The following is a 26,369-nucleotide window of genomic DNA, read 5'->3' on the forward strand; positions in this document are numbered from 1 at the left end:
CGGGGTTGCATTGATGCCCCGCGATTCCCGCCGACCCGCTCCTGGTAGGTGCCACCCTTGGTTGGCACACATCCATCGGGGCCATTGGCCCATCTGGGGTCCAGGTGCCGGACGGATCGTACCAACCAAGGTTGGCACCCACCCAAGCCCTCCTGAACCGATCGCCGCCCGCGCGACACTGCGTCGCATCTACCCCCTGCCACGCGACGCGAAAACAGGGTAAAATGTCGCGCTTCCCCACATCTCGGGTATGCCGATGCTGCGCATCCAGGCTGAAGCACTCACTTACGACGACGTCTCGCTCGTCCCCGCCCACTCGACCATCCTGCCCAAGGACGTCAACCTCGAAACGCGGTTGACCCGAGACCTGAAGCTGAAGCTTCCGATCCTGTCCGCCGCGATGGATACCGTCACCGAAGCCCGACTGGCCATCGCCATGGCCCAGCTCGGCGGCATGGGCATCATCCACAAGAATCTCAGCCTGGAACAGCAGGCCGCGGAAGTGGCCAAGGTCAAGAAGTTCGAGGCCGGTGTCATCCGCGACCCGATCACCGTCGGCCCGGAAACCACCATCCGCGACGTGCTGGCCCTGACCCAGGCGCACAACATCTCCGGCGTGCCGGTGGTGGGCAGCGACGGCCTGCTGGCCGGCATCGTGACCCACCGCGACATGCGCTTCGAGACCGAGCTGGATGATCCGGTCCGCCACATCATGACCAAGAAGGATCGCCTGATCACGGTCAAGGAAGGCGCCGCCAGCGACGAAGTGCTGCAGCTGCTGCACCGCAACCGCATCGAAAAGGTGCTGGTGGTCAATGATTCGTTCGAACTGCGTGGCCTGATCACCGTCAAGGACATCCAGAAGAACACCGACTTCCCGAACGCTGCCAAGGATCTGTCGACCCGCCTGCTGGTCGGCGCTGCCGTCGGCGTGGGTGGCGATACCGATCGCCGCGTGGAAGCGCTGGTCGCCGCCGGCGTGGACGTGATCGTGGTCGATACCGCGCACGGCCACTCGCAGGGCGTGCTGGACCGCGTCAGCTGGGTGAAGAAGAACTTCCCGAACGTGCAGGTCATCGGTGGCAACATCTGCACCGGCGAAGCCGCACTGGCGCTGCTGGACAGCGGCGCGGACGCAGTGAAGGTCGGCATCGGCCCGGGCTCGATCTGCACCACCCGCGTCGTCGCCGGCGTCGGCGTGCCGCAGGTCACCGCGATCGACCTGGTGGCCGAAGCCCTGCAGGACCGCATCCCGCTGATCGCCGACGGTGGCATCCGCTACTCGGGCGACATCGGCAAGGCGCTGGCCGCCGGTGCCTCGACCATCATGGTCGGTGGCCTGCTGGCCGGTACCGAGGAATCGCCGGGCGAGACCGAGCTGTACCAGGGCCGTTCGTACAAGAGCTACCGCGGCATGGGTTCGCTGGCTGCCATGGAGAAGGGGTCGAAGGACCGCTACTTCCAGGACGCCGCCACCGCCGACAAGCTGGTGCCGGAAGGCATCGAAGGCCGCGTGCCGTACCGCGGCCCGGTGGGCGGCATCATCCACCAGCTGATGGGCGGCCTGCGCGCCACCATGGGCTACGTGGGCTGCGCCACCATCGAAGACATGCGCAGCAAGCCCAAGTTCGTGAAGATCAGCGGCGCCGGCCAGCGTGAGAGCCACGTCCACGACGTGACGATCACCAAAGAGCCGCCGAACTACCGCGCCTGACGCGGGCCGAGCAAAGAGGAACGGGGAAGCACTTCCCGTTCCTCTTTCTCCATCTGCCGCCGTAAATCTGATTTCGTTTTCCCTACTGCATTGCCGGGGCGCCATGACCAACATCCATAACGACAAGATCCTCATCCTCGATTTCGGCGCGCAGTACACGCAGCTGATCGCCCGCCGCATCCGCGAGCTGGGCGTCTACTGCGAAATCTGGGCGTGGGACCACAACCCGGCCGAGATCGCCGCGTTCGGCGCCAAGGGCATCATCCTGTCCGGTGGCCCGGAATCGACCACGCTGCCGGGTGCGCCGGCCGCGCCGCAGGAAGTGTTCGACAGCGGCCTGCCGATCTTCGGCATCTGCTACGGCATGCAGACCCTGGCTGCTCAGCTGGGCGGTGCCACCGAAGCCGCTGACCAGCGCGAATTCGGCCATGCCGAAGTGAACGTGATCAACCCCGATGCGCTGTTCAAGGGCCTGAGCGACCACGGCGGCGAGCCGAAGCTGAATGTCTGGATGAGCCACGGCGACCACGTCTCCGTTGCGCCGCCGGGCTTCACCATCACCGCCACCACCGACCGCATTCCGGTGGCCGCCATGGCCAACGAAGAAAAGCGCTGGTACGGCGTGCAGTTCCACCCGGAAGTGACCCACACCCTGCAGGGCCAGACGCTGCTGCGCCGCTTCGTGGTGGACGTGTGCGGCTGCCAGACCCTGTGGACCGCCGCCAACATCATCGACGACCAGATCGCCCGCGTGCGCGAACAGGTGGGCGATGACGAAGTGATCCTGGGCCTGTCCGGCGGCGTCGATTCGTCCGTTGTGGCTGCGCTGCTGCACAAGGCCATCGGCGAGAAGCTGACCTGCGTGTTCGTGGATACCGGCCTGCTGCGCTGGCAGGAAGGCGACCAGGTGATGGCGATGTTCGCCGAGCACATGGGCGTAAAGGTGGTGCGCGTGAATGCCGCCGACCGTTACTTCGCCGCGCTGGAAGGCGTGAGCGACCCGGAAGCCAAGCGCAAGATCATCGGCAACCTGTTCGTTGAGATCTTCGACGAAGAGTCGAACAAGCTGAAGAACGCCAAGTGGCTGGCGCAGGGCACCATCTACCCGGACGTGATCGAGTCGGCCGGCAGCAAGACCGGCAAGGCGCATGTGATCAAGAGCCACCACAACGTGGGCGGCCTGCCGGAGCACATGAAGCTGGGCCTGGTGGAGCCGCTGCGCGAGCTGTTCAAGGACGAAGTGCGCCGCCTGGGCGTTGAGCTGGGCCTGCCGCGCACCATGGTCTACCGCCATCCGTTCCCGGGCCCGGGCCTGGGCGTGCGTATCCTGGGCGAAGTGAAGCGCGAATACGCCGAGCTGCTGGCCAAGGCCGATGCCATCTTCATTGATGAGTTGCGCAAGGCCGATCTGTACGACAAGACCAGCCAGGCGTTTGCCGTGTTCCTGCCGGTGAAGTCGGTGGGCGTGGTGGGCGATGCGCGGGCTTATGAGTGGGTGATTGCGCTGAGGGCGGTGGAGACGATCGACTTCATGACCGCGCATTGGGCGCATCTGCCGTATGAGTTCCTGGGTACGGTGAGCAACCGGATCATCAATGAGTTGCGGGGGGTTTCAAGGGTTGTCTATGACATCTCGGGGAAGCCGCCGGCTACTATTGAGTGGGAGTGATTTGAAAGAATGAGGGCGCCGAAAGGCGCCCTTGTTTTTTGTGCGGTTCGCTGTTCATCAGGCGCACCAGCGGGCAATGGAGTACCTGCTCTGCCAAAAGGTTGCATTGCCCGTGACGTGGGTTTGGAATGCGACTGTCGAGAGCGCATCGCCTGTCTGCCGCTCTAGGACGTCACCCACCTCAGAGAGTACGTTCATAGCACCGCGTTCTATCAAATCCAGATTGACGGCTTTCAGGCTGAAAAAAACGAAGCCCCGCTTCGACGTACTAGGTGACTTGGCACTACCTTGAGAGCTCCGTAAGGTTCTAGGGGGGGGGCGCAAGGTGAGTGAATCCTTGGTAGTCGAGGCCTTGTAACGAACTGCCAAGACGCTGATTGTGCCAGGCATATCGGTTTGCGGTCATGCTGGTCGGCAATCACATTGCTGCTGTCGCCCGCCAATGGGATCAAGCACCTGCGTGCTTTGAATGCGCTCCGGAATCCCGGCTTGGTGGTCTCGGTATCGATACAGATATTGGTGGTAGAGCCCTTCAGGCAGGAGGCTCCAAGCCAGTCGCTGCGCCTGTAGGTCCTTCTCCGCGGTCTAGAACCGCGATAGCGCGCCGGGTAGGCACTAAGGCTGTGGCTCACAGGTACGGGCAGTGGGTCGCCCACTAGGTGGGGGGCAATCTGGCGACGTGTTTGATCAGGGTCTGGACAAATCGGCCGCATATGGCTCGCACAGCTTTCGTTGAACTGCGCTTCGCACAAGCGTTATCTGGTGCCATAAGAATCAAGTCTCTGGAAGCTCTTGATCTAGCAATTTTTACATTCCAGCGTGTTTCTCGCGCGGATCTGGCTGCGCTAACGGTACGTCAAGTGGCAACACTGAAAGGCTGAGGTGCCGTAATGACCGCTTTTGCGCGCAGCGCGTGATGGGACCCTGCGCGTAATTTGCGCTTCTGCTTACAGTAGTCGGCGTGTCCGCCGCTGGACTCGGTTACGCGATGGCTTGTTAGTTGGATCCAGTCCCTCTAAGATCGAGCTGCACCAAAGGGAAAATCCACTTGGCGGTGCTTTATAGATAGTTCGCGTAACCGGACCCAGAGGCCAGCTATTCGCTAGTTGGGCGGCAGTACAATCGGGCCCCATGGCCCATAATTTCGATTCAATAACAGGGGGAACTCGTGGCAACGAAGAAGAGCACAGGTGGCCGCAGGCCAGGTAGCAAGAACCACTCTCCTCGAGAGGATCGACTCTTGGCCCAGGTGGCGGCACTTAAGGCGGGTCTTGCTGCAGAGAAGGCAAAGGGAAAAGTGAAGGATGCAGAGAAGAAGGAACTTCGTGTTGCGCTAAGCGAGGCCAAGAAGAAGGCCGCTTCTAAGACAGCAGCCACTAAGAAGACCGCTTCCAAGACAGCAGCTACGAAGAAGACTCCACCTAAGAAGAAGTAGTTCGGTGAAACGAGGCTTCCTGCCTGAGAATTGATTCAAGCCGATGCCGCTTCGCGGCACGGCTCAATTCAGATGTTTGGCCTCATGACACATAACTCCAGGCCCATCGAACCGCCATATTATTCTCGGGATTTGGAATAGAGCCGCTTGCAGCGCTAGCTCGACGTGGAGGGCCTGCGTTGGATGGCTGGTACATTCACCACGCTGACTCGGGGTCCGATGGTTTTCGTGAAGGATGTGGGTGGATTCTGTTCCGAGAGAATTCGGCCTCGCACGAAGCAAGCCTCAAGGCTATCGCTAGCAGTGGCAATGATTACTGGCAATTCATCCAAGCCGAATCCGCTTCACGGCTCGGCTTGATTCAGGCACTAAGGCGCACCACATGAGCGGTCGCAAGCAACATTACTTACCTCAGTTCTTGCAGCGCCCCTTTAGTCATCGCGTTGTCAGAAACAACTACTACGTACATGTTCACGAGCAGCGATCGAGGTACAGCCCAAGCACTACGGGAGTTGGCGCGATTCGTGACTTTTATTCAACGATCGAAGACACCCGCGCTGACGACAACATCACAGCAAACGAGTCGATTCTTGGAGGAATTCTGGATCGGGTGTTGCGCACCAAAGAATTGCCTGAGAGTGGTGATATTTCCATGCTTTTCGGCGCGTTATCGATTCGCACGCTCAAGATGCGAAACGCGATGGAAGAGCTTGCGCCAGCCATGATTAGCACTTTAAGAAAGAAGGCCGCTGAGCAGGCTTGGGCTCTAGAGGCGCTGGATGAACAAATAAATGACGCGGCCTGGATTGACACGCAGATAGATAAGCAGTTGCAAGAGTTCGGTATGGTTGACAGAAATAGACGCGCAGCCATGAGGGCCATCATCAGGCCGCAGATAAAGAGAGAGCTTGAAAGTAGTAAGCCCCGAATTCTCGAAGATTTCAATGCACTATCACACCAACTGTTCGACTATCTGGAATCGAAGGCAGCAACGATTGCGAATGGGGCTTTGTCTCGCGTCTTTACTGATACGAGCGCATTGGACAAGAGGAGCTCGTTTTTTGATGATTTTTCATACACCTTGGTTGAGACAACCGAGGAGTCGTTTGTACTCGGTGATTGCGCGGTCGCCGCCTTAGACAGTCAGTCACGGCCCCGCGTGGCCTTGGGTAACGTTGATAAGCGTGTCCTCCTTGATCAGATCTTCTTGCCTATCAGCCCAGACCTGCTTATACACGGGGCTCGAACCCCAGAGGCGGAGTTCCCTGGTAGTGCGCAGGTCAATCGACTATCTGCGATGCTATCCAACCACTTCTTCATAAGTCTCGAAGAGTCAACGATCCACATTGAGGAGCTAAAGAAGTTAATTGGCGCTGCAGCAACCCCGATCGTTAGCTTAGAAGAACTCGCGAGCTTCTGAAGCATGTCTCGTCCTTGCACTTCATTTAGGCTGACGCCGAATCGTGGCACGGCTTAACAAGGGCGTTAAACGTCCTCTATTAAGCGGAGGCGGGCGCTAGATTCGTCAGCAGGCATCGATGTGACCAAGGATGATCACTCCGGCCTAACCTCATGGCACGCCCACTCAACCAACCCTCGGCAGGCCAGAAATAGCCCATCCACAACCCCCTCATCCAAATGCCGTTCCGGATCCGCTGCCACCCGGCAGCGGTCCGCTGCATGCAGAACCTCCAGCACCGTCAGCGCGCCCACCATCGCGCGCTCGCTCCTCGCCAGGCTCACGCGGCGGCCGGGTGACACATCGGTCTCTGGCCACGGGTGCCCATCGGCTCCCTCGCAGCCGCGCATGCGCTTGAGGATGCCGAGCAGGGAGTTCAGGTCGGGCAGGGGAGTGTCGTCGTTGATGGGCTCAACAACGGTGTACGAGGAGAAAGTGTCGGATTCGTTCATGGCGTCGGCTTCCGTGGCTGTGCTTAACAGCGCCACCGTGAAGAGGTGGCGGACGATGCGTGGCTGCAAACCGGAAGAAGCGATGTCATAAACCGGTGGGCCCGAAAGCCCCCACGCACCGCCCGCCAGAAAGGCCGACGGATTGCCCGCCGGCACCGGTTAAGGACGGTGCCGACGGGCAAGCGCAAACTACAGACATCGCTTTCTTCGGGTTTGCAGACCCGAGCCACCCGTTGTCGGTGGCGCGCCATGGTGTTTACGCCGCCGCTCCGAATGCCAATAGAAATTCGCGAAGGAATCGCTGAATCCGAGAGCGAAGAACTATTGTTGCACGCACCATTCGTGCAGCACGCGACGCCAGCAGACGCATTCGCGCAGCTGCTGTGCTGATGGCGAATCAAAGTGGCGCAATCGCCCATGCCACAAGCGAATAGCGCGACAGCCTTCTTTGCAACAGTTCTTAGTCCGCCTCGCCAAGCAGCGGCACGCGATCAGCCGCACATCCCGAAAAGCGGTTCAAACCCGACACTGTTAACAAGCTCGCAGCTTCAAACAGCGCCAGCCTCCGCCGCATTCCCCACCAGCAACTCAATCATCGCCCGCGCCGCCGCCGACTGCCGCCGATGGGGCGCATAGATCACCGAGAACGGCCTAGACCGCCCGCGCAGCTGCGGCAGCACTTCCACCAGCTGCCCACGCTGCATCCGCTCGCGCACGATGAACTCATAGCTCTGGCAGATGCCGATGCCCTGTTCGGCCAGCGACACCACGCCCAGCACATCGTCGGAGGTCTCGATGGACGAACGCGGCAGCCAGTCCACGTCGCGCCCGCCGTCGCGGAAGATCCACGGTGCCAGCCGCCCGGTGCGCGGCATCACGAACGGCAGGCACAGGTGCTGCTGCAGGTCGTCCAGCGTCTGCGGCGTACCCTGGCGCTGCAGGTAGTCCGGCGAAGCCACCAGCACCAAAGGCGCATCCTCCAGCTTCCGCCCCACCAGCCCACTGTCCGGCAGCTGGCCCAGGCGGATGGCCAGGTCGAAGCCTTCGGCCACCAGGTCCACGTTGCGGTTGGTGATGTTCAGTTCCACCTGCACCTGCGGGTACTGCTGCGCAAAGCGCGCCAGCACGGGCGGCAGCCGGTAGTGGCCATAGGTGGTGGGCACGCTCAGCCGCACGCGGCCGGCCAGCGCACCGTCCTGGGCCAGTACGTCGCGCTCGGCGTCGTCCAGCAGGCCGAAGGCGGTGCGCACCTGTTCCAGATAGAGCCGCCCGGCGTCGGTCAGGCCCACGCGGCGGGTGGTGCGCTGCAGCAGCTGCCGGCCCAGCCGCGCTTCCAGGCGGGTGACCGCGCGGCTCAGCACCGAGGGCGTGGTGGACAGCGCCACGGCGCCGGCCGTGAACGAGCCGTGCTCGACCACCGCCAGGAACACCTCCACATCGCCCAGGTAGTCGAACTTGCGGCTCATTTGGCTCTCCGGGGAACAGATGTTTTGCGATGGGGCCAATTTATCGCCGCTGGGGCGATGAATAAAGTGGCCGCCATTCCCCAATAGGAGCTACCCCATGACCCTGAAGACCCGGCTGGCCGCAGCGCTGGCCCTGTCCCTGGCCGCCAGCGGCGCGCAGGCTGCCAACGTGCTGGTGGTGCTGTCCGACGAAAACCACCTGGACCTGAAGGATGGCAAGGTGCTGTCCACCGGCTTCTATCTCAACGAGCTGATGCAGCCGGTCAAGCTGCTGCTGGACGCAGGCCACCAGGTGACCTTCGCCACGCCGCAGGGGCGGGCACCGACGGTGGATGCGTCTTCGGTGACGCCGGCGTACTTCGGCAACGATGCCGCGCAGCTGACGCTGCACAAGGAGCTGCTGGAGAAGCTGGCGCTGACCTCACCGACCGCTTCGCCGGTGGTCAGCCTGGCGCGCGTGGAGCAGCAGGGCTACGCGCGCTTCGATGCGGTCTACATCCCCGGTGGCCACGCGCCCATGCAGGACCTGCTGAAGAGCCCGGCGCTGGGCCGGTTGCTGGCCGACTTCCACCAGCGCAACAAGACTACCGCGCTGGTCTGCCACGGGCCGATCGCGCTGCTGTCCACGCTACCGGATGCTGCGGGTTTCGTGGCGACGCTGGAAGCGGGTGCGACGCCGGCCACGCCGAAGTGGATCTACAGCGGCTACCAGATGACGGTGATCAGCAACCAGGAAGAGGAGCAGGCCAAGCCGCTGCTGGGCGGCGGTGAGATGAAGTTCTACCCGCAGACCGCGCTGCAGCGGGCGGGTGCGACGTTCAGCAGCAACACCACGCCGTGGACCGGGCATGTGGTGGTGGACCGCGAGCTGATTACCGGGCAGAACCCTGCTTCGGCGCTGGAGGTGGGGCAGCGCTTGGTGGAGCGGTTGAAGTAAGGGGGCTACGAAGCAGGGTGCCGGCCTTGTGGGCCGAGGGGCCAACGCCTCGGCCTGTCTATGGAAGTGCCAACGTGGTCGGCAGAGAGGGCATCAGCCCTTCGCCAGCGCTGCCCCTGACAGATCTTCAATCTGGGAAAGCGCGTGACGCGTCGCAGTCCAATCGCCGGCGTGCCTGATCGCCACGCCTCCGGCCGCTGTCCAGGCATCACAGTTCGCTTCGAAATCGTCGATCAGAACATCGCCTGGCTGGTGCATGAAAAGAGGCTTGTGCCTGCCGCCGAGCACAGGCAACACCAGGCAGGTTGCTGACAGGTGCTCGCGGACCCACTGCCGCTTCTGCATGGCAGCGAGTGGATAGTTCGATTTCGGGCAGGCCGTGAGAATCACCGGGTTCAAGTGGTGGATGCTGTGGAAGAACTCCACTGCACCGTGCATCGGCGGAAGGTCGCGGAAGAATGACGGGTGGCTGTTGATATGCCCCCACATTTCATCGTCGGCAAGCACGCGGTGGTCCAGGCCAAACAGGGCGGGAAATGCCGCGTCGAAGTCGGCCATTACGCCATCAAGATCTACGTAGATGGTGCGTCTGGATGCACTCGATCCACCGGTGTGCTGGTTCGCGAGCGGGTCCATCATCGGTACTGACTTCACATCATCAGCGTTCATTTACGCGCTCTCCTTTCAAGAGTGGGCTTTCTTCTTCATCGGTTCCCCAGTAGCGGGGCAAAGTGTTTGGCGATTGCGACAGACGTGGCGGCAATCGCGATGCCGACTGCGCCGGCACGGCTGAAGGGGGCGGCGACCCACGGATGCCGCAATCGGCATACTGGAAATGCGGCTTATGTCGCGGCGCTTCTTCAAAGCCCTGCCGGGTGGCTGACCTGGCCCTTGGGCAAGACGCACGGCCCGCAACCGCTGGCTCATTTCGCTAACCAAGGAGCAATCTGGCGCGCTGGTGATTGGATCATCGCCGGGCGCTACAGGCAGGCCGGGTGGTGATATACCTGTGGCGCTCGATCCAGACTCAAAAGGACGTCACCGAAATGGATGCTCAGGCAGATTCAATGTACCACGCTGACCAGCGCGACCACCATGCCGAAGCCGTGCTTGAGGCCTTCTTCGCCAAGCACCGAACCCCGGCCCTGGTGCTGCAGCGTTTCTACCCGCCGGCGGCATTCCCCAGGGTTCGCAGCCGTCTAGGCGGTCTGCCGCAATTGCCCGATGGGATGGATTGGCCGGTTGGCGAGAGTTACGGCGAAGCGGCGCCGATGCACTTCCTGGCGCAGATCGATTGCGCCGAGCTGCCACGCGTGGATCCCGATATGCCCTCGCAAGGCATGCTGTTCTTCTTCGCCATGAACGACGAAGAGCAGATATGGGACACGGACGAACCACAGCAACGCGTGCGTGTGCTGTACGCGCCCGAGGTCGCGGCCGATCGGCACGTGCGTGCGCTGCCGGACGGCATGCGGCCGATTCTGGATGAAGGCCCTTCGGACCATGCGCACCGCAATCCTGCCTGGCTGCTGCCTGAGGAAGACGGGCCGTGCGTGCATGTTCAATGGCCCTTGGTGGCGCGGCACATGGATACCTGGCCGGATGAGCTGGAGCTGCCGCCGGGTGAGGAGGATCGGCCGTATTACGAGATCTACCCCTCGCGCCTGGACGAAATGCGGCTGGGTGCGGTGGTGGCGGCCACGGGCCTGTTTCCGCGCGCGGACGCCGCCACGGAATGGGAGCGCCCGCAGTCACCTGCGTGGACGTTCCCGGTGCAATGGCTGCGTTACCAGACCGATTTTCCCCAGGTAGGCATCATCATTGACCGCCTTTCGCGGGTGATCGGTAATGAACGGCGTGCAGGCAAGCGCGGGGGTATTGATTACGCCGATGTACACGCATGGGTGAAGCGCGCCGCCGCCATTGGTCTGGATGAAGCCCCGGATGATGCAACGCGGGAGGCATTCCGTGAGTGGGTTATCGGACAGATCAGCGACGACTTCGAGCGTATGACGCTGACCGACCTGGGCATGGGCCGGGCGTTCACCAAGGGACTGCTGGCGGCAGTTGCCTACGCGGCGGGCTCGCCGGCTGCGGCCGCGCGCATACCCGCACTGATGTACCGCCACCTGCAGGACGAACATCTGCCGTTTGATGAAAGCCTGGGCACGTTGCCTGATGGCCGCAAGCGCTGCGCCGAGACGCGGGTGCACCAGATGCTGGGGCACGTACCGCGCTTGCACGGCATCGTGCCCGACGTGGAAGGCGAGGGCGACGCGGTCTGCCTGCTGCAGTTGGCGTGTGACCCGGTGATTGACCTGGTCTTTGGTGATTGTGGCCAGGCCACGTTCTGGTTGAGTCGTGAGGACCTGCGCAACGGCAGGTTTGACCGCGTCGTGGGTGTGGTGGAGTCGCACTGATTGGGCATGGCAAGGCCGACATGGCACCATGACGGGCTTGCCTCGTCCCTTCGGGCGGGGCCATTTTCCCAGGGAAGCCCTCGAACACGACATGCGAACGTCCTTCTTCATTCTCTCCGCCCTGTGCCTTGGCTTGCTGTCCGGCTGTGCCAGTGGCCCGGAGGAGCACGCTTCTAGCCGCGAGATCACCAGTGCGTTCGTGGCCAACGACGGCCAGCTGTACTTGCTGCCGCGCTATGACGAGCCGATGCGCTTCAATGCCGCACCGTTCCGCGAGTACCGCGCGCTGATGGACAGTCCGCTGCGCGAGGCGGTGGCCTGCGCGCAGATGTACTTCCATGAAGACTGGCGCGACCCGGCCAACAAGGCCAAGGTGCACGGCAGCTATGCGCTGCTGCTGCGGCCGGAGCAGGTGACGGCGCAACAGGCCGCGCAGTTCAAGCTGGAGCGGATTGAGGTCACCCCGCGTGAGGCCAAGGCCGTGGAGGAGCGGGCGCGCTACTACCTGCCGATGGACCGGACCCGTTACGCGCTGGCGTTTGACCGGGCCTGCAATCTTTCAAGAAAGGGCGGCGGCTATTACAGCGCGCTGTTCGAGGGCGACGGCGAGCGGGTGAAGTTGCCGGATGCTGCGGCGCTGGCAGAGAAGGGGAAGCTGGCACAGCCGATCAATGCGCGGGCGCAGCGGATCCTGCCGGAGAGGGAGGACAAGCCGGGTGTGGGTTCGGCGGCGGGCAAGGTGCTGGGGGCCGCGTTGATCCCTGTGGCGGTTCCGGTGTTTGTGTTGAGCCTGCCGTTCCTGGGGCCGGATCACTGGAAGTGAAAAGGCGTTGAGGGAGAGTCATCCACGCATGGCGTGGATCTACTTGGGCATCGCTTGAACGTTCATCCTGGAGATCTGTGTGTCCAGCACGCTGGAAACTGTTTTGAAGACCGTGGGTTTCATTGTGCTCGCGGCGCTTCCGTTGGTGATTCTCTGGTTCACCCTTCGGCGAATGGCAGCAAGTGCTCGCTCGTCCGTGAACTCGGGGCTGCGTTTGCACGCTCCGCGCCGGATTTCCGGTAGGTCCATGACCTTGGTGATGGTGGATGGCAAAGAGGATCGCGAGCACTACTTCTTTGATGCGGCGTCCTTTTACCTGCGGCGTGGGCCAGTGCCCACGGCGGTTCCGCTCTCGCAGATCACCTCAGTCACACGAACGTCCGACAGGATCTACGGGCGCTATGTCTGGCAGGTGTGCTTCAGCAAAGCTTCGGGCAGAAAGTGCGTGACGTTCACCAACAACCTGACGCTGTTCAACCGCGATTTCCTGCTGTTCCTGGAGGCGGTGCGGAAGGCTAATCCGCTCGCGACCGTTGATCGAGCGAGCGTTCTCTTCTAGAGCGTGTTTGAAGTTCGGTATGAACAGTGTCACTGCAATGGCATCACAGCGCGCAGCCCATGTTCGACCGATGTGATCGATGAGAAATGGGCGTTTGTTGCGCAATCGACGTGCGGGGGTGGCCCGCGCGCAGGCTATGACGACAATAAACGCAAGAATGGAAGCAAGTTTCACATTGCCGTGGACACGCTCGGCCATATATTGCCCGTGCTGGCGAATGAGCAGGAGCGCGCGCAGGTTGGCACTCTGGCTCGGAAGGTCCAGCATGTGACCGGTCAGGCTGTGAAGCCGGCCTGTGTCAGCGAGGGGTATATCTGCTTCAAAGTTCGTAGCGCGCTCTAGACGAATATCCCCGCTTGCTTGCGACCCATCTCCAACCAAGAATCGCAGCCACCTCTAGCAAACGTTGACCTCCGTACCCGCATGCATCCATGATGGCGTCATTCAGGATGAACTGCGTATGCGCTGCCTCGACTCAACGAATCCGCCAGAACTGGGTTGGTGAGCGCTATCACGTCGACGCTGACTACCTCTGTTGGGCAGCGTCAAGATGGAGCTATAACATTGAAGAAGCGCATTGGGATGTTGATCTTGTCGCTAACGATGCTTGTTCATTCAGCGGTCGCAGCAGAGCCTGAGCAAGTCGTAGCCCGCTTGCTCGATCACCTGGAGGCTGGGCGCATCGCTGAAGCCGAAGCAATGTTCACTCCACAAATGGCCGAAGCGGTACCGGCGGAATCTCTCAGCACCCTGTGGAACTCATTGGGGACTTTGAAGAGTCGTGGCCTGGCAGCGATCAGCACTCATGAAGGCATGCAGCTGGTGTTGGTGCCATTGCAGTTCAGCAACGGTCGATTTGTTGCACAAGTGGTGGTCGACAAACAGGAGAAAGTCGCCGGGTTAATGTTGCGGCCCGCCGCGCCCGAACAAGCGGCGCCGGCCCCGGCCAATGCCAGCTACCATGAGATCGATTTCATCGTTCCACAGGCACGCGGTGCGCTTCCAGGCACGCTATCGCTTCCCAAAGGAGAAGGCCCATTTCCCGCCGTTGTGCTGGTGCATGGCTCAGGACCGCAGGATCGTGACGAAACCGTTGGACCCAATCGGCCCTTCTTGGACGTCGCGCGCGGTCTCGCCGCGCAGGGTATCGCAGTACTTCGATACGACAAGCGAAGCCGTGCGCGCCCCCAGGATCTTAATGGCGACTTCAGCATTGATGATGAAACAACCGACGATGCGGTTGCCGCGCTCACGGCGTTGGGCGCTGATCGAAGCATAGATGGCAAGCGTCTATTTGTGCTGGGCCATAGCCAAGGCGCGATGCTGGCGCCGCGCATCGCCCAGCGATCACCTGAAGTGAGAGGGGTAGTCCTATGGGCCGCACCCGCGCGAAGCCTGTTGCAGATTATTCCAGAGCAGACCCGCCGCCTCCTTTCGGTAGACGGGCAGCTTGGGCCAAAAGCGGAAGAGCAGCTGGCCATGCTGGATACACAAATCGCGGCTGCTTTGGGTGATCAGGAAGTTGAGGCCAGCAAGCTCCCGCTGGGTGCACCCCAATCCTTCTGGAAGAGCATCGAAGCAGTTGACGCGCGCGGCGACGCCAGGTCACTCCGGAAACCATTGCTTCTATTGCATGGTGGCCGCGATTTTCAGGTAACAGCGATTGACTGGCGCATGTGGAACGAATCGCTGGAGGGGCAGCAGGAAGTGCAACTGAGAGAGTATTCCGCACTCAACCACCTCGGCATTGCAGGTGATGGCCCGGCTTCCCCCCAGGAATACATGCAGCCCGGAAACGTGGACCCGGTAATGATCAGCGATCTCGCACGTTGGCTTAAAGCCCAGAAGTAATGAGGCTGTCGGGCCATGAGCGCCCGTAGGCGTTCTCACGTCAAATATGCAATCGAAGATCTGCGGGGTTTCAATCTTCCGAAATATCCCTTATGGTGGATTTGCTGTTTGGACCCGTCGTAGTGTCCACAGGCGGCCCGGATTGGCCCTTGCCAGTAACATGGAGAAGCAAAAATGGATTTATGCGCTACCCAGGTGCTATCGCCCAGGACGCTGACGTTTATCACAACCTATCGCTGCACTGCGGCATGCGTTCAGTGCTGTTTCGAGTCGAGCCCGACGGTCAAAGGAAGGCTCAGTCGCGATGAGATGATCACAGCGCTTCATGATGCCAAAGGCTCCTTCCCCTCGCTGTCTGTCATCGTCTTCACCGGCGGCGAGGCGACACTTCTCAAAGACGATTTGATCAGTGTGATAGCCGAAGCGACATCGCTAGGGCTCGGCACGCGGATGGTATCGAATGGCTCCTGGGCGAAGACCCGATCCACCGCGAAGCGTTGGGCTGAAAAGCTTTCAACCGCAGGATTGAAAGAGCTCAATATCAGCTCCGGCAAAGATCATCAGGAGTGGGTACCTCATTCTTCCGTGGTCAATGCTGCCGAGGCCGGCCTCACTGCGGGGCTGCACGTTCTCGTGACGGTGGAGGCAGACACGGAAGACGGTCGAACAATGGCGACCTTCGCCGAGGATTCGACAATACGGATGCTTCTGAAGAAGGGCTTGCAACTGCAGTCAAACAGCTGGATGGAGTTCAAAAGCGATCAGGTCAAGCGCGAGAATACGGTTCCACAGCACCTGCGAATAGCCCCGTGCCACCAGATTCATGACAACATCGTTGTCACGCCCTACAAGGAAGTCGCTGCCTGTTGCGGACTGACACTTGAGCACATCCCAGAGATGAAAGTTGGGCGTCTCGAGGATGGCGTCAGCAACGCCTATCTCTCTCAAACGGACGATTTCCTCAAGTTCTGGATCAGAGTGGACGGCCCTGCGGAGATCATCAGGCGCGTGATGGGCGAAGAGAAAGCCGATGAACTACTGAATGGATCGGTGCACATGTGCCACGACTGCGCAGTGCTTCACAAGAACAGTGAAGTGCGCGCAAGACTTGAATCGGATTACCAGAAGTTCATTCCAGAGGTAATGAGTCGCCACGCACTCGGTAAGGCAGTAGACACCCTTTCCCGGCAACAAGGAGCGTTCAAATGAAGCGGCGGAAGTTCATCCAGTCCACACTCGCGGCCAGTGCTGCTGCATCAATTTCCGGGGCGGCGGCTGCCGCGGGCGACAAGAGGGTGTTCGGCACACCTGCGAGCCTTACCGGCGGCACGGATGTCAACGCAACACGAATGCTTCTTCCACTCTCGCGTAGCGGCATGCCTGCAGCCGGCTGGGATCACTGGTCAAAGTTGAGTGCCGCTGCTGTCGATATGTTTTCTGACGAGAAGAAGCGTTCGCTCTTCAACACCAATCCTGGTCGATATCTTTCCACGCTTGGGTTCGACACCAGCAAAGAGACACTGAACGCACCATCTCTGGCTCTGCTGGTTGCTCTGTCGGATAGGGATGTACAAGACGCGGCCAAACGCCGTGACTATACGCAAATGTTGAACTATCTCCAGGCATCTGGTGCGTTGGCGCGTCCAAAGGAAGACGTGCTCACCATGAAGATGCAGCACGCACTCCAGAGCAATATAGACATGATCCGCGGCGTGATGGAGCTTTCTGGGGACGAGTCTCCCGATGCCGAATCGGTACTCGCTTTCATCAAAGCTACTGACAAGCCTCCTACAACGGCAGACCTCGCGGCCCTCGCCAGTGTGGCGGAGCTTCTGCGGACAGCCCCTGGTCAAGCGGTTGTTGGCGCGGCTGTGATTGTGGTTGCGGCTGTTGACGCCATTGTTGGTGTGACCGTAGCCGTGGCTGCATTCACCATGGTTGCCGTTGTGAACCAGGTAGTGGTTGCCGGAAACGAGACCCAGATACCGTCATACAATCATGTGTTCAACGGCCAGCTGAGTCGGCTGGACGGTGACATCTGCGACAGTTGCGACGTTGCACATCGTGCAGCTTCCATCCTGGGAGCCCCCGGCCTTTACGACGAACACGCAAAACTCGTAATAAAGAACGAGGTTCGCTCGTTCCTGCGCGCGATGCGAAACGTCGGCCTTGTCACCTATGAAGAAGATGCATTTGAGACGATTGTCGAAGCGACTTACGTTTACGGCATGCGGTCAATCTCTGCGGAGTAGTTCATGATGATGTGCCGATCCACGCTGGACGTCTCCCTGATTCATGCCTATGCGCTTCCTCTCGGCATATGCGTGGCAGCAGCCGTGGTTCTGATCGCAGTATGGCTGGCCCCCCGCTCTGGCGGGGTGCCAGCCAGGAATATTGCGCTCGGCTCGGCGCTGGCCGTTGTTGTCGTAGTTGCCTTTGGCCTCGTATATCAAGCGCGAACAGCGTACATCGCCGTTACAGATGGCCAGCTGATTGGGTCAGCAGCGTTTGTCCGACTGCAGCTCCCGCTTTCCAGTGTCTCGTGGCAGGACGCTTCCGATGCTTCAAGGATCACGCTGCCTCACCGGCAACTTGGGACCAGCACAGGGGGCGTTGAACTTGGCAAGTTCCGCATGCAGAACGGTCGCAACGTCTTCGTGCTGCGCACGGACCGTAGCTCTGTTCTCGTCACAACCAGAGGGGATACTGACTTGATTCTGGACCGACGTCTTCATGAACAGCTCAATGCATGCTTGGATCAGGTACGTGAGACCGGCGGCCATCGAGGAAGATTGCAATGATCAGCAGGAAGTACTGGTTTACCAGGAAAAAGTACGGATGGGGTTGGGGGATGCCGTGCGCGTGGCAGGGCTGGCTGGTGTACGCAGTCGCATTCGGCCTGCTGCTGGCGGGTCCGTTTCTGTTCTCTCCATTTCGCGAGCCCATCGCGTTTCAGCTCTACACGTGGGCCGTAGTGTTGGTCCTTGTCCTCATCTGCTGGATGAAAGGCGCCCCCCCCGGTTGGCGGTGGGGGGAGTAGAACGGCTGCAGAAGCTATTTTCGGACCTGTTCGATTTCGATCCGCCGGACAAAGCATGGATGCATTGCCCTATGTGGGAGTCGGACAGTATCGCTAGCGGGCCACGACTGCGCCCCCTCTGAGGTGTACCGTTTTGAATGAACGCTGGACACTTCCCTCCGCGGGTACCCAACGCGTTCTAACCGTTGATTGACCAAGGTAGCGTCGCTTAAAGGGGCGCGCCGGTGAAGCTACACTGGCCACCTACGCCCAATGGAAGCTCACCCATGTTCAGTGGAAAGGTTGCGGTGGTCACCGGCTCCACCAGCGGTATCGGTCTTGGCATCGCCACGGCGCTGGCGCGGCAAGGTGCCGATATCGTGCTGAATGGCTTCGGCGATGCGGCGGAGATCGAACGCATCCGTACCCGCCTGGAAGCTGAGTTCGGCGTGCGGGTGGTGCACGATGGCGCGGACCTTTCCCGGGGCGAGGCGGTGCGCGCGATGATCGACCGCGTCGTGACGACGATGGGCCGCATCGACATCCTGGTGAACAACGCGGGCATCCAGCACACCGCGTCGATCGAGGAATTCCCGGTCGACAAGTGGGATGCGATCCTGGCGCTGAACCTGTCGGCGGTGTTCCATGCAACGGCGGCGGCGCTGCCGCACATGAAGCAGCAGGGCGCCGGCCGCATCATCAACATCGCGTCGGTGCACGGGCTGGTCGGCTCGGTGAACAAGTCCGCCTATGTAGCGGCCAAGCATGGCGTGGTGGGGTTCACCAAGGTGACCGCGCTGGAGAATGCGGGCACCGGCATCACCGCAAACGCGATCTGCCCAGGCTGGGTGCGAACGGCGCTGGTCGAGCAGCAGATCACTGCGTTGGCCGAGCGCGAGAGCCTGAATCAGGAGGACGCCGCGCGTGCGCTGCTGGCCGAGAAGCAGCCGTCGTTGCAGTTTGTGACGCCCGAGCAGCTGGGCGAGATGGTGGTGTTCCTGGCCTCGGATGCCGCTGCCCAGATCACCGGCACGGCGCTGCCGGTGGATGGGGCCTGGACCGCGCGTTAGCTGGCCGGTTGGGTGCGCCGCTGCAGCGTCACCAGCGTTAACAGGATGGTGAACAGCACCAGCGACGAGCCGACCGTACCGAAGCCCAGCCCGCCCTTTTCCAGCGGCTTGGTGAGCAGGTCGCCGAAGGTGGCGCCGAACGGGCGGGTGAGCACGAAGGCGATCCAGAACAGGATGACCCGGTTGATGCCCTTGATGCGGCTGGCCAGTGCGGTGAGCGCGATGAGGCTGCCGATCAGCAGTGCGCCGCCGGTGAAGCCCAGCCCGGAATCGTCGGCGAGGAAATCCCCCAGCGCGGTGCCCAGCGTGTTGGAGAACAGCACGGCGGTCCAGTAGAAGCCTTCGGCGCGGCGCGATGCGATATTGCTGACCGAGATCGACTTCTCCGACATGCGCCAGGCCAGCAACACCAGCGCCAGGCAACCGGCCAGCAGGCTGGCGCCGGTGGCGTAGCCCAGGCCGAGCGTGCGGTCGATCAGGTCCGACAGGGTGGTGCCGGCGGTGCTGGTCGCCAGCACCACCGACCAGAACAGCACCGGGTGGAAGCGCCGCGCCGACAACTGCATGCCCAGCAGGCCGGCAAAGATCGCCAGCAGGATGGCCGAGCTGGCCACGTAGCCCAGGCTGAGCGTCATCGACAGCAGATCGCCCGCAGTCTCGCCGAGGGTGGTGGCGGCGATCTTCATCACCCAGAAGCCGAGGGTGACCGCCGCCACTTTGCTGTGCAGGGAATCTGCGTCTGAAGCACTCATCGAACGTCGCCTGGGGAGCCTGTGGGCGATGCTGTGGCGGGCGGCGTCGGAGCGCGGTCGGAACCGGGTTCACGCGTCGTTCCTGCTCATCTGGCGTATGCAGCGGTGCGCCGGCCTTGGAGGCTGCCGCCCGGGCGAACCCGGGCGGCAGGGGTACTTACAGCAGGTCGGAGAATCCTGCGACCAGTTCGGCGCGTTCGTTCATCCTGTCCACATAGCCTTCCTGCCCAGGGTTGAACATGCGGTAGCCGTCGGGCAGCACTCTGTTCGGGGTCGGGTAGTACGGCAATTCATTGCCGTAGCCAATGACGGGTACCGGCTGGCGCGGCTGCGCCTTGGGCATGCCCAGGCCGTAGGCGACCTGCTGGCGCAGCGTGGTGGTGGGGCACAGCAGCGATGTGGCAATCGAGTAGATGCCCTGAGAGGGGGCTGCGTATGCGTTGCCGCACGGCAGCCGCTTGTTGGTGTTGAGCGTGCCGCCGTAGTAGACGCCGTCGGCCCTGATCAGCTTGCGGATGGCCGTCACGTCGGGGTCGTGCGCCAGGCGGTAGGCGATATCGAATGACTCCACGCCCGGGAAGGTGAAATCGTCCGCCAACGTGTAGGCCTGGCGATAGCGGAAGGTGGCGCCCGAGTTTTCAAGGGCCTCATTGGTCAGCTTGAGGTTCTCCTCCATGAGCTTCAATGCGCCGCCCATCCCACCAACGGCTTCCACCTGCTGGTCGACAATGAACAGTAGATCGATGGTGGTTGTTTCACGCTCCCAAACGCCCTTGTCATTGACCCGGAACGCAACCTGTTCGCGTGGCCGTACCGTTTCGCGCAGCGTGCCGTGGGCGACATCGATCTGCCACAGCGCCGTGTTCTCCACAAGCACGCGCCGTTCGGTCTCCGGCTTGGGCAGGGTCAGCGTCCGGTAAGACGTATTGGGAGAGCCGACCACCACGCGGACAAACGAGGTCTTCTCCTCGAGCTTTCCATTGCGCAGCTCATGGAACTTCACCTCCTTCCCACTCCGGCGAACAAGCTGCCAATGTCCCAGTTCGGCGAGGAAGACGAACTCGAGTTCGTCACCCTTGCGCAGGATCACCTGGGGTGCACCGTAGTCAAGGCGGATGACGGAGTCGATGGAGGCGCTTGAACGATAGATCATCCTGTCGCGATCAGAACGTGTACGGGGCAGCGTGATGAGTCCCGCCCACTTGCCATCGCTGAATTCCACGATAGTGCGGGAAGAAACGCGGTGCTCCCAGGTCCGAGGGTCGTTGTTGTGGTAGTACGGTGCGTGCACCCACGTCCACACCTTCCTGGCGGGATCATACTCCGCACGCGCCAGCTGCTTGCGGTGGACGGTGATTCGCTGGTCGAGGAAGTCCGTACCCCCACCCAGTACCTCTGTCGGCGTGGTCGCTAGGTTGTCGATCACGATGGTTTGATAGGCCGTGCCCTGGTTGGGCAGTAGCAGCTCGCGAGCATGTTGCCCATCGCGCAGTACGACAAAGGAGACCAGGTGCTTGCTGGTCGGGATCTGCCAGCGTTGCTGGTTGGGCACGCTCAGCTCGAGGCTGGATTGCCATTCAAGCCATGCGCCCTCGCTACCAGTAGCGTTGGCGTGGAACTCGATGGATTCGCCGCTGGGCAGCTTCAATGGCCCGCCCGGAACGTTGTAGATCGGGCCTTGGATCTCCACCACGCTTGACGGGTAGACGGACATGTTCTTGATCCTGAGGTTCCGGAAGCGATCGGGAAGCTCGACCCGGTCCATCCAGTACCAATCCGTGATGGAAAGCTCCGTGTTCCTGCAGGTGTTGTCGCCCGGAGCGTGCGTGTTGGGTAGTTTTTCCTTGTACTTGAGGGAAGGCGGAGACCAGAACTGGTAGGGGCAGTTTGGAAGCGCGGCGAACGCAGGCGCTGCGGTGAGAGAGGCCAGAAGGCCCAGGGTGATTCGGGAGGGGATCATGCGCGTCCGGGGAGTTGCGGCATCGATGATGCGGTTCAAGGGGGCATCAGCCTCGCCGCAGGGCCGGGAGGCTTCCATCGGACGCCTACGAAATATGCAACGCGCCCGGACTGTAGGACGATGACGCCAACCACCGGACGCGCTACGCTGCATCTCGCTGCTGCTGGCGCTGGGCAGCACACTTCGACCGAGGTCCGAGGCACTGATGGGAACAAACCTGTTGCTGACGGCGGTACTTCTGTCTGCGGCGCTGCCCGCTGCAGCCACTGCATTGTGCACGGCCAGCGCCTACGGTGACGGGCAGGGCAACATCGTGGTGCTGGGCGCACCCGCTGCGGCACCGGCCACGGGCCAGCGTTATCTGATGCTGGACGGGCGACGTGGTGCCACAGGCGATGCCAACACACCGGTGAGCTGCAGCGGCGATGTGGTCAGCTTCAGGTCGTCTGCGGGAGCCGCGCAGCGCTGGCAGCGACTGCAGACCCGCGATACCGATGCGACCTTCATCAGTGCGGGAACCAGGCTGGTCGGGCAGTTGATCGAGCCGGCTGGCCCGGCCGACCCGACGCGGCCGCTGGTGGTGCTGGTGCACGGCTCGGAACGCACGATGGCGGTGGCGGCGATCTACCAACGCATGCTGGTGGCGCAGGGGATCTCGGTGTTTGCCTACCAGAAGCGTGGCACCGGCGATTCGGAAGGCGAGTACACGCAGAACTTCGAGCTGCTGGCTGACGATGCGGCAGCGGCCTTGGCGAAGGCACGTGAGCTGGCGGCGGGGCGTTTCGGTCGGGCCGGGTACTTCGGTGGTAGCCAGGGCGGTTGGATCGCGCCGCTGGCGGCGACGCGCTCGCAGGCGGATTTCGTGGCGATCGGTTTCGGGCTGGTGGTGTCACCGATCGAGGAGGACCGCGAGCAGTTGTTCGACGAGGCGCGCCGCATGCAGCTGGATGCAGCGGCGATGAAGCAGGTCGGCCAGCTGTCAGAGGCCACCGCGCAGCTGATGCGCACGCATTTCAGTGAAGGTTTCGAGGCGCTGGCGAAGGTGCGTGCGCAGGTGGGTGCCGCGCCGTGGTCAAAGACCATCAGTGGCGAATACAGCGGTGACATGCTGCGCATGAGCGACGCCGACCTGCGCCGGATCGGTCGCGCGCGCTTCGACAACCTGGAGCTGATCTGGGACTACGATGCCGAGGCTGCGCTGCGCCGTTTGAAGGTGCCGCTGCTATGGGTGCTGGCCGAGCAGGACCGCGCCGCGCCGATTGCCGCCACGCGTTCGGTCCTGTCGCGCCTGCGCGCGTCAGGACAGCCGATCGAGACCTACCTGTTCCCCGACACCGACCATGGCATGGTCGAGTTCCGCGCCGATGCCGAGGGCAACCGCGTGTCGACGCGGATCACCGACGGCTATCTGCGCCTGCTCGCTGATTGGATCAAGCAGGATGTGCATGGCAGTTATGGGCGTTCACTCAGAGTGAGTGATTGACCGGGTGGGGAGCGCTGGCGGCGGATGGCGCTCCGCCGCCGAGTGCGGCACGACTCAGTTCGGCTTCGCAAACACATCCAGCCCCTTGCCGGTCTCCAGCAGCGACTTCAGGCTCGACAGCACGATCGGCCAGCCCTGGCGGATGCCGGTATCCATGCCGCTGCCGGGTTCCAACTCGTCGTGGGTAACGGTCAGCCGCACCATGTCCTGGTAGGGCACGATCTCGAAGGTCACCCGGCTGTAGGCGCCCGGGTTGTCGGCCTGCGAGGCGGCGGCCCAGGTGATGACCAGCCGCGAGGGCGGGTTGCTTTCCACCACTTCGCCGACCAGTTCGACCGAGCGCGTTTCGTTGGCGCGCACGTGCTGCCAGCGCGAGCCGGGTTTCCAGTCCGAGACGTTTTCATGGCCCCAGTAGCGGCGGGCGATCTCGGGCCGGGTGATGGCCTCGAACACCTTCTGTGGCGTGGAGGCGATATAGATCACGTGGATGAAGCGGGTCGATTCAACGGACATCGTCATTCTCCTTCCAGCTCTCGTTTCAGGTCATGCAGCAGGCTCAGGCGCTGCTGCTCGAACTTGCGTACCCAGCGTTCGTAGACTTCATGCAGCGGCACCGGGTTGATGAAGTGCAGCTTCTCGCGGCCACGGCGCACGGTGCTGATCAGGTTGGCGTCTTCCAGCAGGCCAAGGTGCTGGGTGACCGATTGCCGGGCCATGTCCAGGTGCTCGCACAACTGGCCCAGCGTCTGGCCGTTGTCTTCGCAGAGCAGGTCCAGCAGCGTCCGGCGCGTGGGGTCGGCCAGCGCCCTGAACACCCTGTCTGCGTCGCGCACGTGGTCTACCGCCATGGGGAAGTCTTCAGTTCCAGTTGTCGATCCTGACGTCGTGGGGGTTGGGTTGGCCTTTGCCGGTTTCCAGCAGTGCTTTCAGGCTCATCAGGAACACCGCCCACTTGGTACTGCAGTGGGAGGTGAATTCGACGCGCTCTTTCCAGCCTTCATGGGTGAACAGGACGATGCAGTAGTCGCCCTCCTGCTTCAGCGCGAAGCGCACGTGGGTACCTATCCATTCAGCAGGACCGGCGAGGAACTGCCAGAGCACCAGCTCGCCGGGAATGAGCTGTTCCAGCTTCATTTCCATCGCACCGATCTCCTGGCCGTTGTTCGTGAAGCGCGCCTTGACCGTGCCGCCGACATCGCGGTCGCCGTGGGTTTCTTCAGCCCACCAGGCCGCCACGCCTTCGGGGGTGGCCAGTGCTTGATACACCTGGCTTGCGGGGGCCTTGATGCCGACCCGGTGTGCGATATCCACCATTGCAGGTTCCTCGCATGGGCCGGCAGGCGCCGCCCTTGAGTGGACTATATGCAGGTAAATACCTGCATGTCAAAACCCGCCACGAATGCCCGGGTTTGGTAGTGCCGGCCGCTGGCCGGCATCCCGGTGGAGTTGGGTGCGTGCAGTTGCCGGCCAGCGGCCGGCACTACCAGATGCTGCCCACCCGGCCGCGGCTAGTTGACAGGCAGCCAACCTACTAGTAGGTTGACGGCATGAAAGAGCCGCTCTCGCCCAAGGCCCAGGAGATCCTGGCCCACGCCCGTTCGCTGCTGGAGGCCGGTGGCTACAACGGCTTCAGCTACGCCGACGTGTCGGCGCGGGTGAACATCAGCAAGGCCAGTATCCATCACCACTTCCCTAGCAAGGCAGACCTGGTGCGCACGGTGGTTGAGCTGTACCGGGCCGAGGCGCGCGAAGGCCTGGCGCTGCTGGACCGGCAGCTGGGCGACCCGCTGCAGGAGCTCAACGCTTATGTGGACTACTGGTCGAGCTGTATCGCCGGTGGCACGTCCTCGTTCTGCATCTGCGCGATGCTGGCGGCCGAGGCACCGATGATCCCAGCGGAGATTGCCGATGAAGTACGCGGGCATTTCGAGGACTTGAGCGGCTGGTTGGCGCTCACGCTGGAAAAGGGCGCTGCCATGGGCCAACTGCAATTGCAGGGCTCGGCGGCCGATGAGGCCAGGGCGTTCATGTCATCGGTGCATGGCGCGATGCTTGCGGCGCGCGGCTTCGGTGACGCGGCGACGTTTGCTGCGCTGGCACGGCTGGCCATCGCGCGGGTGAGCGCGGCTGCCTGATGGATGTGTGGTGGGCCTGCGGCAACGTAGGCCTTCTTTTTTGAATCAATAACCTACCTACTAGTAGGTTCACTCAGTCCCTGGAGATGTTCCATGTCGCACTCTCTGTCCACGTTGGGCTTGATCCACACGGCTGTCAGCCTGGTACCGGTTATCACCGGCCTGTATGCCTTCATTTGCCATCGTGCCATCGACCCCGCCATACGCTCGGGCAAGCTGTATCTTTTGGGATTGGTGCTGTCGGTCGCTACGTCATTGACCGTCTCCAGCACGGGTGGGCTCAATCCAGGCCATGCGTTCGGCGTGATCGTGCTGCTGGTGGCGTTCGGCGGCGTGCTGGCCGCCCGGCTGCGCTGGCTGGGTCGAGCAGCGCGCTACGTGTCGACATTTGCGCTGTCTTTCAGCTTCCTGCTGTCGCTGGTGCCAGGCGTGAATGAAACGCTGACACGGTTGCCGGTGAACCATCCCATTGCGGCTGCGCCGATGGCACCGGTGGTGCTGCACACGTTGCTGGGATTGGCGGTGGTGTTTGTGATCGGCTTTGCCGCGCAGTGCTGGCGCATGCGGTTTCAAACGGTTCGCAGCAGGCGCCCTTGAGCAGAGGCGCCTCAGTCCCGCACCGCGAGCGCAGCCAGCAGCGACTGCGGTTCGATCAGCGCAGCCGAACGTGTGGCATCCAGCCGAACGTGCCGGCTGCAGAAGTTGAACGGTCGACCCTGGTCCGGCGAGGCTGCGTCTGGAGATGCGTCCGGTGTTTCGATCTCCAGCACTTCATCTACCGCCAGCGCCAGGGTTGCAGTGCCGGCGGTGATCAGCAGCATGGCTGGGCTGCTGCCATCGAATGCCGGTTGCCCGCTGAGCCTGCGCAGGTCGGCCACCGGCAATGGCTGCCCTCTTACCTCCAGGTTCCGCCTGCCATGCGGGTCTGCAGGGCCGAAGGTCTCGGGGCCGCGTATTTCCACGGCTACCTGTACGTCGATCGCGAACAGGGCCGTGCCTGCACGCAGGACGACGACCTCGAACAACTCGGCGGGCGAGGCACGTGTTTCCGTTGAAGGTTGAGCGGGTACAGGCATGCTGTGGATCTGGCAGGAACGATGGGTAACGCGGCTTGAATGATGACGTGTGCAGGGAGCACGCGGCCGCGTGGGAGTACGCGCGCAAG

At 62.1% G+C, this 26,369-nt stretch carries 25 protein-coding genes; 16 read left to right on the forward strand and 9 right to left on the reverse strand.

Going from position 1 to position 26,369, the window contains the following annotated elements; translation table 11 throughout:
- Positions 1-256 precede the first annotated feature (256 nt).
- The 4 genes from guaB (at position 257) to HMPREF3114_RS05530 (ending at position 6,238) form a co-directional block, all read left to right on the forward strand.
- Entirely contained in the window at positions 257-1,714 is a 1,458-nt protein-coding gene (gene guaB, locus HMPREF3114_RS05520; RefSeq protein ID WP_005409308.1) for an IMP dehydrogenase, read from the forward strand.
- Between the two features lie 103 nt (positions 1,715-1,817).
- On the forward strand, positions 1,818-3,383 hold the full coding sequence (gene guaA / locus HMPREF3114_RS05525; RefSeq protein WP_053498427.1) for a glutamine-hydrolyzing GMP synthase: 1,566 nt from the start codon (positions 1,818-1,820) through the stop codon (positions 3,381-3,383).
- A 1,168-nt stretch (positions 3,384-4,551) separates the two neighbouring features.
- A complete protein-coding gene (locus HMPREF3114_RS20895; RefSeq protein WP_141750782.1) occupies positions 4,552-4,818 on the forward strand; it encodes a hypothetical protein in 267 nt (88 codons plus the stop codon).
- Positions 4,819-5,200: 382 nt separating this feature from the next.
- On the forward strand, positions 5,201-6,238 hold the full coding sequence (locus HMPREF3114_RS05530) for a DUF4238 domain-containing protein (RefSeq protein WP_080375081.1): 1,038 nt from the start codon (positions 5,201-5,203) through the stop codon (positions 6,236-6,238).
- Positions 6,239-6,372: 134 nt separating this feature from the next.
- Here HMPREF3114_RS05530 and HMPREF3114_RS05535 read toward each other — a convergent pair whose 3' ends face one another.
- Positions 6,373-6,729, reverse strand: coding sequence for a hypothetical protein (locus HMPREF3114_RS05535; protein ID WP_053498424.1), 357 nt, complete (start codon positions 6,727-6,729; stop codon positions 6,373-6,375).
- A gap of 548 nt (positions 6,730-7,277) precedes the next feature.
- On the reverse strand, positions 7,278-8,195 hold the full coding sequence (locus HMPREF3114_RS05540; protein WP_053498421.1) for a LysR family transcriptional regulator: 918 nt from the start codon (positions 8,193-8,195) through the stop codon (positions 7,278-7,280).
- Between the two features lie 97 nt (positions 8,196-8,292).
- On the opposite strand from HMPREF3114_RS05540, the gene HMPREF3114_RS05545 reads away from it, so the two are divergent.
- A complete protein-coding gene (locus HMPREF3114_RS05545) occupies positions 8,293-9,132 on the forward strand; it encodes a type 1 glutamine amidotransferase domain-containing protein (RefSeq protein WP_053498419.1) in 840 nt (279 codons plus the stop codon).
- A 93-nt stretch (positions 9,133-9,225) separates the two neighbouring features.
- Here the strand turns inward: HMPREF3114_RS05545 and HMPREF3114_RS05550 are convergent, their stop codons facing one another.
- Positions 9,226-9,801, reverse strand: a complete 576-nt coding sequence (locus tag HMPREF3114_RS05550; RefSeq protein WP_070489316.1) for a 5' nucleotidase, NT5C type — start codon at positions 9,799-9,801, stop codon at positions 9,226-9,228.
- A gap of 398 nt (positions 9,802-10,199) precedes the next feature.
- On the opposite strand from HMPREF3114_RS05550, the gene HMPREF3114_RS05555 reads away from it, so the two are divergent.
- The 8 genes from HMPREF3114_RS05555 (at position 10,200) to HMPREF3114_RS05595 (ending at position 18,874) form a co-directional block, all read left to right on the forward strand.
- Entirely contained in the window at positions 10,200-11,552 is a 1,353-nt protein-coding gene (locus HMPREF3114_RS05555; RefSeq protein ID WP_053498415.1) for a DUF1963 domain-containing protein, read from the forward strand.
- A gap of 91 nt (positions 11,553-11,643) precedes the next feature.
- On the forward strand, positions 11,644-12,375 hold the full coding sequence (locus HMPREF3114_RS05560) for a hypothetical protein (RefSeq protein ID WP_053498413.1): 732 nt from the start codon (positions 11,644-11,646) through the stop codon (positions 12,373-12,375).
- A gap of 79 nt (positions 12,376-12,454) precedes the next feature.
- The gene (locus tag HMPREF3114_RS05565; protein WP_229766021.1) at positions 12,455-12,934 is read left to right on the forward strand and encodes a hypothetical protein; all 480 of its coding nucleotides are present in this window, start codon (positions 12,455-12,457) and stop codon (positions 12,932-12,934) included.
- Between the two features lie 564 nt (positions 12,935-13,498).
- Positions 13,499-14,785 carry an alpha/beta hydrolase gene (locus tag HMPREF3114_RS05570; RefSeq protein WP_229766020.1) on the forward strand — a complete coding sequence of 429 codons (1,287 nt, stop codon included), beginning with the start codon at positions 13,499-13,501 and terminating at the stop codon, positions 14,783-14,785.
- Positions 14,786-14,959: 174 nt separating this feature from the next.
- A complete protein-coding gene (locus tag HMPREF3114_RS05575; protein ID WP_032129299.1) occupies positions 14,960-15,994 on the forward strand; it encodes a radical SAM protein in 1,035 nt (344 codons plus the stop codon).
- Complete coding sequence (locus HMPREF3114_RS05580) at positions 15,991-17,037, forward strand: hypothetical protein (RefSeq protein ID WP_053498411.1); 1,047 nt, start codon at positions 15,991-15,993, stop codon at positions 17,035-17,037. Before HMPREF3114_RS05575 ends, HMPREF3114_RS05580 begins: the two co-directional genes overlap by 4 nt.
- A gap of 3 nt (positions 17,038-17,040) precedes the next feature.
- On the forward strand, positions 17,041-17,586 hold the full coding sequence (locus tag HMPREF3114_RS21170; RefSeq protein ID WP_154582241.1) for a hypothetical protein: 546 nt from the start codon (positions 17,041-17,043) through the stop codon (positions 17,584-17,586).
- 505 nt (positions 17,587-18,091) lie between these two features.
- Positions 18,092-18,874 carry a 3-hydroxybutyrate dehydrogenase gene (locus tag HMPREF3114_RS05595; RefSeq protein WP_053498407.1) on the forward strand — a complete coding sequence of 261 codons (783 nt, stop codon included), beginning with the start codon at positions 18,092-18,094 and terminating at the stop codon, positions 18,872-18,874.
- On the opposite strand, the gene HMPREF3114_RS05600 is transcribed toward HMPREF3114_RS05595, so the two are convergent.
- Together HMPREF3114_RS05600 and HMPREF3114_RS05605 are read right to left on the reverse strand one after the other, a co-directional pair.
- Positions 18,871-19,626: a COG4705 family protein gene (locus tag HMPREF3114_RS05600; RefSeq protein ID WP_053498405.1), complete on the reverse strand. Its 756-nt coding sequence runs from the start codon at positions 19,624-19,626 to the stop codon at positions 18,871-18,873. The two genes, HMPREF3114_RS05595 and HMPREF3114_RS05600, sit on opposite strands and share 4 nt — an antisense overlap.
- 157 nt (positions 19,627-19,783) lie before the next feature.
- Entirely contained in the window at positions 19,784-21,625 is a 1,842-nt protein-coding gene (locus HMPREF3114_RS05605) for a hypothetical protein (protein ID WP_141750784.1), read from the reverse strand.
- A 166-nt stretch (positions 21,626-21,791) separates the two neighbouring features.
- On the opposite strand from HMPREF3114_RS05605, the gene HMPREF3114_RS05610 reads away from it, so the two are divergent.
- Positions 21,792-23,069, forward strand: a complete 1,278-nt coding sequence (locus tag HMPREF3114_RS05610; protein ID WP_053498401.1) for an alpha/beta hydrolase family protein — start codon at positions 21,792-21,794, stop codon at positions 23,067-23,069.
- Positions 23,070-23,123: 54 nt separating this feature from the next.
- Here the strand turns inward: HMPREF3114_RS05610 and HMPREF3114_RS05615 are convergent, their stop codons facing one another.
- The 3 genes from HMPREF3114_RS05615 to HMPREF3114_RS05625 are packed head-to-tail and all read right to left on the reverse strand — an operon-like array spanning position 23,124 to position 24,383.
- Entirely contained in the window at positions 23,124-23,582 is a 459-nt protein-coding gene (locus HMPREF3114_RS05615) for an SRPBCC family protein (protein ID WP_053498399.1), read from the reverse strand.
- 2 nt (positions 23,583-23,584) lie between these two features.
- Positions 23,585-23,917, reverse strand: a complete 333-nt coding sequence (locus HMPREF3114_RS05620) for an ArsR/SmtB family transcription factor (protein ID WP_053498398.1) — start codon at positions 23,915-23,917, stop codon at positions 23,585-23,587.
- Positions 23,918-23,927: 10 nt separating this feature from the next.
- The gene (locus HMPREF3114_RS05625; RefSeq protein ID WP_053498396.1) at positions 23,928-24,383 is read right to left on the reverse strand and encodes an SRPBCC family protein; all 456 of its coding nucleotides are present in this window, start codon (positions 24,381-24,383) and stop codon (positions 23,928-23,930) included.
- A gap of 233 nt (positions 24,384-24,616) precedes the next feature.
- On the opposite strand from HMPREF3114_RS05625, the gene HMPREF3114_RS05630 reads away from it, so the two are divergent.
- Positions 24,617-25,204, forward strand: coding sequence for a TetR/AcrR family transcriptional regulator (locus HMPREF3114_RS05630; RefSeq protein ID WP_053498394.1), 588 nt, complete (start codon positions 24,617-24,619; stop codon positions 25,202-25,204).
- Between the two features lie 93 nt (positions 25,205-25,297).
- On the forward strand, positions 25,298-25,801 hold the full coding sequence (locus HMPREF3114_RS05635) for a hypothetical protein (protein WP_053498392.1): 504 nt from the start codon (positions 25,298-25,300) through the stop codon (positions 25,799-25,801).
- An 11-nt stretch (positions 25,802-25,812) separates the two neighbouring features.
- Here the strand turns inward: HMPREF3114_RS05635 and HMPREF3114_RS05640 are convergent, their stop codons facing one another.
- Positions 25,813-26,280 (reverse strand): chemotaxis protein CheW, encoded by a 468-nt coding sequence (locus HMPREF3114_RS05640; RefSeq protein ID WP_053498391.1) that lies wholly within the window; start codon positions 26,278-26,280, stop codon positions 25,813-25,815.
- Positions 26,281-26,369 lie beyond the last annotated feature (89 nt).

It is taken from the genome of Stenotrophomonas sp. HMSC10F07 (genome assembly GCF_001807895.1).
In the GTDB taxonomy this organism is placed as follows: Bacteria; Pseudomonadota; Gammaproteobacteria; order Xanthomonadales; family Xanthomonadaceae; genus Stenotrophomonas; species Stenotrophomonas sepilia.